Annotated in this window: 13 protein-coding genes; 4 read left to right on the top strand and 9 right to left on the bottom strand. The window is 68.6% G+C overall.

Going from position 1 to position 11,529, the window contains the following annotated elements:
• From AC6EI8_RS19195 to AC6EI8_RS19160, 8 genes are all read right to left on the bottom strand, one after another.
• Positions 1-483, bottom strand: a 483-nt coding sequence (locus AC6EI8_RS19195; RefSeq protein WP_498382633.1) for a FeoB small GTPase domain-containing protein, incomplete at its 3' end; no start/stop codon positions are given.
• 23 nt (positions 484-506) lie between these two features.
• The gene (locus tag AC6EI8_RS19190) at positions 507-839 is read right to left on the bottom strand and encodes a FeoA family protein (RefSeq protein ID WP_498382632.1); all 333 of its coding nucleotides are present in this window, start codon (positions 837-839) and stop codon (positions 507-509) included.
• Between the two features lie 294 nt (positions 840-1,133).
• The gene (locus AC6EI8_RS19185) at positions 1,134-1,835 is read right to left on the bottom strand and encodes an ABC transporter ATP-binding protein (RefSeq protein ID WP_498382631.1); all 702 of its coding nucleotides are present in this window, start codon (positions 1,833-1,835) and stop codon (positions 1,134-1,136) included.
• Entirely contained in the window at positions 1,835-2,611 is a 777-nt protein-coding gene (gene livG / locus AC6EI8_RS19180) for a high-affinity branched-chain amino acid ABC transporter ATP-binding protein LivG (protein ID WP_149318500.1), read from the bottom strand. The genes AC6EI8_RS19185 and livG overlap by 1 nt, the downstream gene beginning before the upstream one ends.
• Positions 2,608-3,852, bottom strand: coding sequence for a high-affinity branched-chain amino acid ABC transporter permease LivM (locus AC6EI8_RS19175; protein ID WP_149318499.1), 1,245 nt, complete (start codon positions 3,850-3,852; stop codon positions 2,608-2,610). The genes livG and AC6EI8_RS19175 overlap by 4 nt, the downstream gene beginning before the upstream one ends.
• A 10-nt stretch (positions 3,853-3,862) precedes the next feature.
• Positions 3,863-4,789 carry a high-affinity branched-chain amino acid ABC transporter permease LivH gene (gene livH, locus AC6EI8_RS19170; RefSeq protein ID WP_006576581.1) on the bottom strand — a complete coding sequence of 309 codons (927 nt, stop codon included), beginning with the start codon at positions 4,787-4,789 and terminating at the stop codon, positions 3,863-3,865.
• A gap of 184 nt (positions 4,790-4,973) precedes the next feature.
• Positions 4,974-6,089 carry a branched-chain amino acid ABC transporter substrate-binding protein gene (locus AC6EI8_RS19165; protein ID WP_149318498.1) on the bottom strand — a complete coding sequence of 372 codons (1,116 nt, stop codon included), beginning with the start codon at positions 6,087-6,089 and terminating at the stop codon, positions 4,974-4,976.
• A gap of 364 nt (positions 6,090-6,453) precedes the next feature.
• Positions 6,454-7,251: an IclR family transcriptional regulator gene (locus AC6EI8_RS19160; protein ID WP_149318497.1), complete on the bottom strand. Its 798-nt coding sequence runs from the start codon at positions 7,249-7,251 to the stop codon at positions 6,454-6,456.
• Between the two features lie 184 nt (positions 7,252-7,435).
• Between AC6EI8_RS19160 and AC6EI8_RS19155 the strand changes: the two genes are divergently transcribed.
• From AC6EI8_RS19155 to AC6EI8_RS19145, 3 genes are read left to right on the top strand one after another with little or no spacing between them, the layout of a single operon-like run.
• Positions 7,436-8,686 carry a CaiB/BaiF CoA transferase family protein gene (locus tag AC6EI8_RS19155; protein ID WP_498382630.1) on the top strand — a complete coding sequence of 417 codons (1,251 nt, stop codon included), beginning with the start codon at positions 7,436-7,438 and terminating at the stop codon, positions 8,684-8,686.
• A complete protein-coding gene (locus AC6EI8_RS19150; RefSeq protein WP_498382629.1) occupies positions 8,683-9,276 on the top strand; it encodes a cysteine dioxygenase family protein in 594 nt (197 codons plus the stop codon). The genes AC6EI8_RS19155 and AC6EI8_RS19150 overlap by 4 nt, the downstream gene beginning before the upstream one ends.
• Entirely contained in the window at positions 9,269-10,045 is a 777-nt protein-coding gene (locus AC6EI8_RS19145; RefSeq protein ID WP_149318494.1) for an enoyl-CoA hydratase/isomerase family protein, read from the top strand. The genes AC6EI8_RS19150 and AC6EI8_RS19145 overlap by 8 nt, the downstream gene beginning before the upstream one ends.
• Here AC6EI8_RS19145 and AC6EI8_RS19140 read toward each other — a convergent pair.
• Positions 10,042-10,938 (bottom strand): LysR family transcriptional regulator, encoded by an 897-nt coding sequence (locus AC6EI8_RS19140; RefSeq protein WP_498382628.1) that lies wholly within the window; start codon positions 10,936-10,938, stop codon positions 10,042-10,044. The genes AC6EI8_RS19145 and AC6EI8_RS19140 overlap by 4 nt on opposite strands.
• A gap of 373 nt (positions 10,939-11,311) precedes the next feature.
• Between AC6EI8_RS19140 and AC6EI8_RS19135 the strand changes: the two genes are divergently transcribed.
• A partial coding sequence (locus AC6EI8_RS19135; RefSeq protein WP_498382627.1) for a DnaJ domain-containing protein occupies positions 11,312-11,529 on the top strand: 218 nt, incomplete at its 3' end.

The raw sequence follows: 11,529 nt of genomic DNA, 5'->3' as shown, positions 1-11,529 counted from the left end.
CACGCCCAGCGCGGCGGCGAGCTTGTCGCGGTCGATGCGGATGCCGCGGCGTTCGGCCGCGTCGCTCATATTGAGCACCACCACCATCGGCAGGCCGAGGCGGCGCAGTTCCAGCACGAAACGCAGGTGCAGCCGCAGATTCGTGGCATCGACCACCGACACCAGCAGGTCGGGCACAGCCTCGCCGGGGCGGTTGCCCATGCAGACGTCGCGCGTGATGGCTTCGTCCAGGCTGGTCGCGTGCAGGCTGTAGGCGCCCGGCAGATCGAGGATGCGGACCTGCCGGCCGGACGGCGCGACGAAATAGCCTTCCTTGCGCTCGACCGTGACGCCGGCGTAGTTGGCCACCTTCTGGCGGCTGCCGGTCAGCCGGTTGAACAGCGCGGTCTTACCGCAATTGGGGTTGCCGACCAGCGCGACGCGCAGCGGCGCCTGCGCGGTGGCGGCGGAAGCGGGAGTGGCGGGAGAAGTAGCGACGGACATGGCGTAATTCGAATCGGTCCGCTTCATGCGGTACCGGCTGTATCGGCGGTATTGCCTGCAGCAGCCGTATTGCTCGCAGCGGCCGTATTGCTCGCAGCGGCCGGATAGGCGGTGCGGGCGCCCTCGGGCTGCACCGTCACGCGGGCGGCTTCGGCGCGGCGCAGCGCGAAGCGCGTGCTGCCGACCTGGGCGACCAGCGGGTCCTTGCCGAACGGGCCGAAGGTAATGATCTGCACGGCCTCGCCGGGCACGAAGCCGAGTTCGCGCAGGCGTCGGGCGATGGGATCGTTCGGGGTGCTGTCGTCGACCGACAGTACGATGGCCGCGGTGCGCCGCGGCAATTCTGACAAGCGCATGTGCTTTGGTCCCGCGGGCGGGTTGCCGGCGTGGCGCCGGTACTACCTGACCGCTTGCTTAGTGATGAATCAGCGGGCGTAGATGAGAATCGTTTGCATTGTACTGCATTCACTCCGGCTCGATGTGCCGTACTGGCGTGGGGTGCCGCTCGGCGTGCCGCCTGACGTACCGCAATGTGCCCTGTGGCATCGTGGGGTGCCGGAAGGACAGCGGCCCGGCCACCGACGCCCCGGTAAAGGCTGCGGTGGCCGGGCCGATGCCTGGCTGCGGTGCGTCGGTCCGAGCGCGTTACCCTAGCCACCCAGATACGCGTTGCGCACCTGATCGTTGGCCAGCAGGTTCGCGCCGGTATCGGCCAGCACCACCTTGCCGGTTTCCAGCACATAGCCGCGGTCGGCCACCTGCAGCGCCTTGTTGGCGTTCTGCTCGACCAGGAACACCGTCACGCCGTCCTCGCGGATGGTGCGGATGATGTCGAAGATCTGCGCGATGATCATCGGCGCGAGACCCAGGGTCGGCTCGTCGAGCAGAAGCAGCCGCGGCCGGCTCATCAGCGCGCGGCCGATCGCCAGCATCTGCTGCTCGCCGCCGGACATGGTGCCGGCGCGCTGCGAGGCGCGCTGCTCCAGCCGCGGGAACAGCTTGAACACATGCTCGATGCCCGCCTCGATCTCGTCGCGCTTGGCGAAGAACGCGCCCATCTTCAGGTTCTCCAGCACGGTCAGGCTGGGGAACACGCGCCGGCCCTCGGGCGAGATCGCCATGCCCATGCGCATGATCTCGTGCGTCGAGCAGCCGGTGATGTCGCGGCCCTCGAACAGCACGCGCCCGCTGGACGCGCGCGGGCTGCCGCAGATGGTCATCATCAGCGTGGTCTTGCCCGCGCCGTTGCTGCCGATCAGCGTGACGATCTCACCCTGGTTGACCTCGATCGATACGCCACTCAACGCCTCGACGGCGCCGTAATGGGTATGGACCTGTTCCAGCTTCAGCATCAGTCCTCTCCCAGGTATGCCTTGATCACGCGCGGGTCGTTGCGCACGTCCTCGGGTTTGCCGATGGTGATCGGGCGGCCGTGCTCCATCACCAGGATGCGGTCGGACACGCCCATCACCAGGCTCATGTCATGCTCGATCAGCAGCACCGCGATGCCGAACTCGCGCCGCAGCTGGTCGATCAGCGTCTTGAGCTCGACCTTCTCCTGCGGGTTCAGGCCCGCGGCCGGTTCGTCCAGCATCAGCAGGCGCGGCTGCGTGATCATGCAGCGTGCGATCTCCAGCCGCCGCTGGTGGCCGTACGACAGCGTGCCGGCCTCGCGGTTGGCCACCGCGCGCAGGCCCATGCGGTCGAGCCATTCGGCGGCGCGCTCCAGCGCCTCGCGCTCGGCGCGGCGATAGGCCGGCGTGGCGAACAGCCCGTGCAGCAGCCCCGATTTGACGCGGCGATGCTGCGCCACCATCAGGTTCTCGACCACCGTCAGGTTCTTGAACAGCCGGATGTTCTGGAAGGTGCGGACCAGTCCCTGGCGCGCCACCATATGGCTCGGCAGGCCGGCGATGGGCCGGTCGTCCAGCATCACCTCGCCCGCGGTGGGCTTGTAGAAGCCGCCGACGCAATTGAACACCGTGGTCTTGCCCGCGCCGTTCGGCCCGATGATGGCGAACACCTCGTCGTTGCGGACGCTGAAATCGATGCCGTCCACCGCCAGCAGGCCGCCGAAGCGCATCTGCAGGCCGGACACTTTCAACAGTTCTGCGCTTTGTGCACTCATTGCGGCAACTCCACGTGCGGGCGGCTGGCGGGCAACAGGCCCTGCGGGCGCCACATCATCATCAGCACCATCACCAGGCCGAACAGCAGCATCCGGTATTCGGCGAAGCCGCGCGCGACCTCGGGCAGCACCGTCAGCAGGATCGCGGCGATGATCACGCCGAGTTGCGAGCCCATGCCGCCCAGCACCACCACGGCCAGGATCAGCGCCGACTCGATGAAGGTGAACGATTCGGGATTGACCAGGCCCTGGCGCGCGGCGAAGAACGCGCCGGCCAGGCCCGCGAAGGTCGCGCCCAGCGTGAAGGCCGACAGCTTGATGCGGGTCGGATTCAGGCCCAGCGAGCGGCAGGCGATCTCGTCCTCGCGCAGCGCCTCCCAGGCGCGGCCCATCGGCATGCGGATCAGCCGGCTGGTGACGAACAGCGTCAGTCCCACCAGCAACAGCGCGAGCAGGTACAGGAAGATCACCATGTGCTCGCCGCTGTAGTCCAGGCCGATCAGGTCGTGGAAGGTGCGGGCACCATCCTCGCCCGCGCTGCGGGTCATCGGGATGCCGAACACGGTCGGCTTCGGGATGCCATAGATGCCGTCCGGTCCGCCGGTCAGGCTGGTCAGGTTGTTCAGCAACTGGCGGATGATCTCGCCGAAGCCCAGCGTCACGATGGCCAGGTAGTCGCCGCGCAGGCGCAGCACCGGAAAGCCCAGCAGGAAGCCGAACAGCGCGGCCATGCCGGCCGAGATCGGCAGGCATTCCCAGAACGACAGCCCGAAGGCCTGGTTCAGCAGCGCATAGGTGTAGCCGCCCACCGCGTAGAAGCCGACATAGCCGAGGTCGAGCAGGCCGGCGAAGCCGACCACGATGTTCAGGCCCAGGCCGAGCATCACGTAGATCAGCGCCAGCGTGGCGACGTCGACCGCGCCGCGCGAGCCGAAGAACGGCCAGATCAGCCCGACCGCCAGCAGCACCCAGACCGCGGCGCGCTGCTGCCCCGGCGCGAGCGTGGGCAGCGCCGGCAGCTTGACCGCCGAGGTGGTGCGGTGGATCACCGGCTTGAACAGCTGGAACAGGAACACCGCGGCCACCGCGATCCACACCGGGCGCCAGTGCGGTTCGAGCACCACGCGATAGCCCTCGAGCTTGAGCTGCAGGCCGAGGATGGGGATCGTCAGGATGGCGGTCAGCACCGCCGCCGAGACGGCGTTCTTCAGCGATTGCGTCATCGAAATGGAGGAGTTCATGGCGCGGTCCTCAGACTTTTTCCACGTCCGGCTTGCCCAGCAGGCCGGTGGGACGGAACAGCAGGATCAGCACCAGCAGGCCGAACGCGACCACGTCCTTGTATTCGGCCGGCATGTAGCCCGAGGCGAAGGTCTCGGCCAGGCCCAGCAGCACGCCGCCGAGCATCGCGCCCGGAATGCTGCCGATGCCGCCGAGCACCGCGGCGGTGAAGGCCTTGATGCCGGCGACGAAGCCGATGAAGGGGTTCAGCTTGCCGATCGTCAGCCCGATCAGCACGCCGCCCGCGGCGGCCAGCATCGCGCCCAGCACGAAGGTGAACGAGATCACGCGGTTGGTGTCGATGCCCAGCAGATTGGCCATGCGCATGTCCTCGGCGCAGGCGCGGCAGGCGCGGCCCATGCGCGAGTGGCCGATGAACAGCGTCAGCGCGATCATCAGCACCAGCGTCACGCCGACGATCAGCAGGCGCGAATACGGCACGGTCACCGTGAAATCGCCGCCCATCTCGAGCTCGAGCGCGCCGCTGATCAGCACCGGCACCGACACGTCGCGCGCGCCCTGGCCGATCTGCACGTAGTTCTGCAGGAAGATCGACATGCCGATCGCGGAGATCAGGGGCACCAGACGCGGTCCGCCGCGCAGCGGCCGGTAGGCGACCCGCTCGACCGCGAAGCCGTACAGGCCGGTGACGATCACCGACACCAGCAGCGCGGCGCCCAGCACCAGCGGCAGCGGATAACCGGCGGCCACGCCGATCGCGGTCAGCGTCACCAGGCCCACATAGGCGCCGATCATGTAGATCTCGCCGTGGGCGAAATTGATCATGCCGATGATGCCGTAGACCATCGTGTAGCCGATGGCGATCAGCGCATAGATCGCACCCAGCGTCAGGCCGTTGACCAGCTGCTGGGTGAATTGGGGTAGGAATTCGTTCATGAGGTACGTCCCGTCTGTACAGCACGTCGGCCGGGTTCAGCCCGTTCGGGCCGCTTCGGTGAGGCCGGCGTGCCTGTCGCGGCGGGCCCTTCCCGCGCGGGGAAGGGCGCGATCGAAGCGGCCCGGCATATCAAAACGCCCCGTTCGGTGACGAACGGGGCGTTGGCACGGACCGCGCCGGCGATCAGTTGGCGGCCGTCTTGGTGGCGTCCTTGTGCCAGGTGAAGACGACGAACTTGAACGACTTGAGGTCGCCCTGCGCGTCGTATTCGACCTTGCCGATCGGGGTCTGGAAGGCGTTCTTGTGCATGTACGCCGCGACCTTGACCGGATCGGTGCTCTTGGCGCCCGCGATCGCGTCGGCGATGATCTTGACGCCCGCGTAGGCCGGCATCTGGAACGGACCGTTCGGATCGCGCTTCTTGTCGGCGAAGGCCTTGACCAGCGCCGCGTTGGCCGGGTCGGCCGAGAAGTCGGCCGGCAGCGTGACCAGCATGCCTTCCGAAGCCGGGCCGGCGATCGCGGTGACGTCCTTGTTGCCGACGCCTTCCGGTCCCATGAACGTCGCCTTGACGCCCTGCTCGCGCGCCTGGCGCAGCAGCAGGCCCATCTCGGGGTGATAGCCGCCGAAGTAGACGAAGTCCACGCCCTGCGACTTCAGCTTGGTGATCACGGCCGAGTAGTCCGAATCGCCGGCGTTGATGCCTTCGAACAGCACCACGGGGATCTTGGCCGCTTCCAGGTCCTTGCGCACCGAGGCGGCGATGCCCTGGCCGTACGACTGCTTGTCGTGCAGCACGGCGACCTTCTTGGGCTTGACCTTGCCGATGATGTACTGCGCGGCGGCCGGACCCTGCTGGTCGTCGCGGCCGATCGTGCGGAAGATCATCTTGCGCTTCTTGCCTTCGGTCAGCTGCGGCGCGGTGGCCGACGGCGTCACCATCACGACGCCTTCGTTCTCGTAGATGTCCGCGGCCGGAATGGTCGAGCCCGAGCAGACGTGGCCGATCACATAGCGGATGTTCTGGCTGACGATCTTGTTGGCGACGGCCACGGCCTGCTTCGGTTCGCAGGCGTCGTCCATCAGCACGACTTCGAGCTTGTTGCCGCCGGCGCCGCCGGCAGCGTTGATCTGCTCGATGGCGGTCAGCGCGCCCGCCTTGACCATGTCGCCGTACTGCGCGACCGAGCCGCTCATCGGGCCGGCGATGGCGATCTTGACGGTTTCCGCATGCGCGGCGGCACCCAGGGTGAGCAGCGCGGCGGCCAGAGAAAGGGAGGTAAGACGGGAATGCTTCATTGGGAGCTCCTCGATCGTGTTTGTTCGAATCATCCAGGCGCGGGCCTCGGACGTGCGCAAAATCGAAGAACTCCCCGGCGACTTGACAGGCTGGTCGGGGGCGCGCATGCACGACCGCGGCTCAGGCCTGAAAGGGCACTACTTGACCACGTTCTTGTTATTGCGCAGGCCAATCGCCCGCCTGCCCACCGCACCGATGAGGACCGGGTAAGTCCGTTCGGCGTCGGCCAGGTGGCGGCATTATAAGGTGAATCTTGGAGCGGCCTATGCGCGCTGCACCAATCCGAGGCTGTTGTGGCTTTCGCGGAACACTCGAACGCGCCGAGGCCCTTCCGATGGGGGGTAATGCGGTTTGGCGCGGGGTTCAGCGGCCGGTGGTCACCATGCCGCGCGTGGCCAGCGCGAGCGCGCCGTGCCGGGTGCCGCCACGCAGGCTCGACGAAATCTCCGCCGCGGCGTGCTGGACCATTTCCGCGAACGTGCGCAGCTTCTGCGGCTTGAAGCGCTCCGCCGGCCCGGACAGGCCGACCGCGGCGAAGACCTGGCCATGCCCGTCGACGATCGGCGCGGCCACGCCATGGACCGACTCGCGCCATTCGCCGCGATTGACCGCATAGCCCTGCCGCCGCACCTTGTCCATTTCCTGCAGGAAGCGCGCCGGCTCGACGATCGAATTGGCGGTGGCGCTCTCCAGCGCGGTCGACATCCGCTGCAGCACGGTCGGCGGCTGGAAAGCCAGCATTGCCTTGCCTGTCGCCACGCAGTGCGCCAGCGCGCGGCCGCCGATCTGGGTATAGGCGCGGACTGGATTGGGGCTGTCGATCTTGTGCACGTAGACGACCTCGCCGCGATCGAGCACCGACAGGTGGACGCTTTCGCCGCTGTCGTGCATCAGCCGTTCCATCCAGCCCTCGGCGTGGCGGCGCAGATCGAGCCGGCCCAGCACCGCCGAGCCCAGCTCCCACAGCTTGATCGACGCGCTGTAGGCCGCGGTGTCCTCGTCGCGGATCACATAGCGCAGCTCGGTCAGCGCCTGCAGCAGCCGATGGACATTGCTCTTGGCCATGCCGAGCCGGTTGGCGATCTCGGTCAGCCCCAGCGGCCGGTCGCTATGGGCCAGCAGTTCGACGATGCCGAGGCCTTTGATCAGGGTGTTGTTCATGGTTTGCTGTATTGCCTGGGCGCTTACGCGGGCAGCGGACGGGTCGTCCGCCCTGTTCTCAAATACGGAACCGTTGTCCCGTATTCCGGCACGTCCATATAATGCCTCGCATGCCCCGCCGCCCGCAAGACGGGCGCCGGCGTGCCTTTCCGCCAACCGGCGCCCTCCCACCGCTGCCACTGTCATGTCCGATCTGAACGAGAAGGATCTGCCGCTCGCCGGCGTCAAGGTATTGGAGTTCTGCACCGTTGCCGCCGGGCCGTTCTGCGGCATGCTGCTGGCCGACATGGGCGCCGACGTCGTCAAGATCGAACCCCCCGACGGCGATACGCTGCGGCAATGGCCGCCGATTTCGGCCGGCTTCTCGGAGAACTTTGCTTCGCTGAACCGCAACAAGCGCTCGGTGGTGCTGAACCTGAAGCAGCCGGAAGACGTGGCGCTGGCGCGCCAACTGATGCTCGAGGCCGACGTGGTGGTCGAGAACAACCGGCCCGGCGTGATGGACCGCCTGGGGCTGGGCTATGCGAGCCTGCGCGAAGACCATCCGGGGCTCGTCTACTGCTCGGTGTCGGCCTATGGCCAAAGCGGGCCGCGTGCGACCGAGGGCGGCTTCGACCTGACCATCCAGGCCGCCGCCGGCGTGATGAGCGTGACTGGCGAGCCGGACGGCGCGCCGGTCAAGTGCGGCGTGCCGCTGGCCGATTTTGCGTCCGGGCTGTACGGGGCCTTCGCCATCGCCAGCGCGCTGGCCCGCGTGCGCGCCGGCGGCGCCGGCATGCATATCGATGTGCCGATGTATGGCTGCACGCTGGGCATCGCGGCGCTGCAGACCAGCGAGTATTTCGGCACCGGCCGCAGCCCGGCCAAGCTGGGCTCGGCGCATCCGCGCAACGCGCCGTACCAGGCGTTCCAGGCCGCCGACGGCTACTTCGCGATCGCGGCCGGCAACCAGAAGCTGTGGCTCGAGGTCGTGCGCGTGGTCGAGATGCCCGAACTGGCCGAGGACCCGCGCTTTGCCACCACGCGCGATCGCGCCGCCAACCAGGTTGCGCTGAAGGACCTGCTGGAGCAGCGCTTTGCCCGCGCCGGCGTCGATCACTGGATCGCGGCCTTCCAGGCCGCCGGCGTGCCGCACGCGCGCATCAACGACTACGCCGCCGCGCTGCAGGATCCGCAGGTCGAACATATGGAGTGGGTGCGCCCGCTGACGCTGCCGAGCGGCGTGGCGACGCGGACCTTCGTCTCGCCGTTGCGGCTGGACGGCATGGGTCTGCCGGTGCGCCGGCCGCCGCCCGCGCTCGGCGAGCATACCGAGGCGGTTCGCGCCGCCCATGCCGGCGGCGCCGCGGAGCAGCAGCAGGGGCAAACGCAGGAACGAACGCAGGAACAAGCGCAGGAACGAACGCAGAAGCAAACGCAGGAGAAAACGCCATGAGTCGCACCATCGAACCGCTGCGGACCTTCGTTGCCGGCGTCACGTCGCTGATGGAAGGACCCAACCGCGACGAGGCGGCCTTGCTCGAAGGCACGCGGCCCCTGCTGCAGGCGCTGGTCGCCCGCGACGACTGGCTGCCCGACGAACTGGCGCAGCCGCATCCGACCTACTACCAGCAATACCTGCTGTACGGCGATCCGCTCGATCGCTTCTCGGTGGTCAGCTTCGTCTGGGGGCCGGGCCAGCAGACGCCTGTGCACGACCACACGGTGTGGGGCTGGATCGGCGTGCTGCGCGGGGCCGAGATCGACATCCGCTATCGCCGCGACGATCGAGGCATCCATCAGGACGGCGAGGAAACCCGGCTCGAGGCCGGGCAGGTGGCGGCGGTTTCGCCCTCGCTGGGCGACATCCACCGCGTGCGCAATGCCTTCGACGACCGCGTCTCGGTCAGCGTCCACCTGTACGGCGGCAATATCGGCCGCATTCGCCGCCATGTCTTCGATCCCGCGACCGGCGCGCCGAAGGAGTTCGTCTCCGGCTATGCCAACCGCTTCGCGCCGAATCTGTGGGCCGCTGCCGATGTCTGACGACGCATCGACCGTCGCCGCCACCGCGCAGCCGGCGCTGCTGGTCGACCGGCAAGGCGATATCACGCGACTGACGCTGAATCGTCCGCAACGGGGCAATGCCTTGTCGGCCGAACTGGTGCAGGCGCTGCACGACGCGGTCCTCGCCTGCCAGCGCGACGGCACGCGGCTGCTGCTGATCGAAGGCGCGGGCAAACACTTCTGCACCGGCTTCGACCTCGCCGACCTCGACGGCGAAACGGATGACACGCTGCTGGCCCGCTTCGTCCGCGTCGAACTGATGCTGCAGGCCGTCTATACGGCGCCATTCACCACCGTCGCGCGGGTCCACGGCCGGGCCATGGGCGCCGGCGCCGATCTGGCGGCGGCCTGCGAACAATGCTGGGTGGCGGCCGACAGCCGCTTCGCCTTCCCCGGCGCGGCCTTCGGGCTGGTGCTGGGGACCGCGCGGCTTGCCGCCCGCGTCGGGCCGACACTGGCGCGCCAATGGATCGGCGCCGGCGCCACCATCGATGCCGACACGGCCCTCGCCACGGGCCTGGCCTCGCGGGACTTCGAGGCCGACGAACACGGCAAGCCCGATACCGCGCTGGAGGCGCTGGCGCGTCAGGCGCGCCGGCTCGACACCGACACGCAGGCGGCGATCCATGCCGCCTCCCGCGCAGACGGCGACGAACTCGCCAGGCAGCTCGCCGCGCTGGTCCATTCGGCCGCGCGGCCCGGTTTGCGCGAGCGCATCCGCGCGTATCGCGCGGCGTCGGCCCGCTAGGCGGTCCGTTGCCGCGCGGCCGGCGTGGGGAAGATGCCGACGAAGCGATCGCGCGCCGGATGATCGGGCGCCGCCTTCCAGACGCAATAGACCTCCGACGGCACGGTGCTGTGCTTCAGCGGCCGAAATGCCGCGCCGGCCAGCGCCGAATGCCGCAGGGCCGCCGGCACCACCGCCACGCCCATTCCCTGCGAGACGAGCGACACCACCGACAGCCAGTGCCGGACCTCGTGGCGGATCTGCGGGTAGAAGCCCTCGGCCGCGCACATGTCGACGATGCGCGCGTAGTAGTCGGGCGACGCATTGCGGGAGAACAGCACGAACGGCTCGCCGCGCAGCTCGGTCAGCGCGATGGCGCGCCGGGTTGCCAGCCGATGGGCGGCCGGCATGCAGCAGACGAAGGGCTCGCTGTGGATCAGCCGCGCCGCCAGCTCGTCCGGCACCCGGCTGGTGTGGATGAAGCCGACGTCGAGCTGCCCGTGCAGCAGCGCCTCGATCTGTTCCTGCGAATTGAGTTCGGTCAGCGCGATCTGGATGCCGGGCTGATCGGCCTCGAACTGCTGCAGCTTCTGCGGCAAGCCCCGATACAGCATCGACCCGACGAAGCCCACGCGCAGCCGGCCCACGGCGCCGGCTTCGATCTGCCGGGCCAGCAGCCGCGCCTCCTCGGCCTGCGCCAGCAGCGCGGTGGCGGATTCGCGGAAGGCCCGGTCCGCCGCGGTCAGCCTCACGCCCTTGCTGTCGCGCTCGAACAGCCGGGCGCCGACCGACGCCTCCAGCTGCTGGATGTTCAGCGACAGCGGCGGCTGGGAGATCGACAGCCGGCGCGCGGCGCGGCCGAAGTGCAGCTCGTCGGCCAGCACGAGGAAATAGCGCAGATGGCGGAACTCCATGGCAGGGCGGCGTTCGATGACGCTTCGATGAAGGTTCGTTGAAGAGGGCGGCAACCGGCGCGGCAACCGGCGCGGCAACCGGCGCGGCAACCGGCGCGGTAACCGGCGCGGTAACCGGCGCGGTAACCGGCGCGGTAACCGGCGCGGTAACCGGCGCGGTAACCGGCGCGGCAACCGGCGCGGCAACCGGCGCGGCAACCGGCGCGATAACGGGCCGGTAACGGGCCGGTAACGAGCGCCGGTAACGGAGAAGCGGGCCTCATTCTATGCCTACAGTTTGCGCGCGGCATGCCGTTATCCCTTCGATGTGCCGGCTGAACAGGTAGCGCGCAGCAGCAGTGCGGGCTGCGCCAACGGCGAACACAAGGCCCCCGTGACGCACCATGACCACTACCAGACCCTAGGCGTTGCCCCGACGGCCACGGCGGACGAGATCCGGCAGGCGTACCGGCGGCTGGCCATGCGCTGGCATCCGGACCGCAATCCGGACGATCCGCAGGCCGCGGAAGAGCGGTTCAAGCGATTGCAGCATGCCTTCGCGGTGCTCAAGGATGCCGGCCGCCGGATGGCCTATGACGCCGAGCGCGCCGC

The sequence above is a fragment of the Cupriavidus sp. R6-3 genome, from assembly GCF_059772245.1.
Note: the sequence above shows the minus strand (reverse complement) of the source record. Positions and strands in the feature narration are given on the sequence as shown.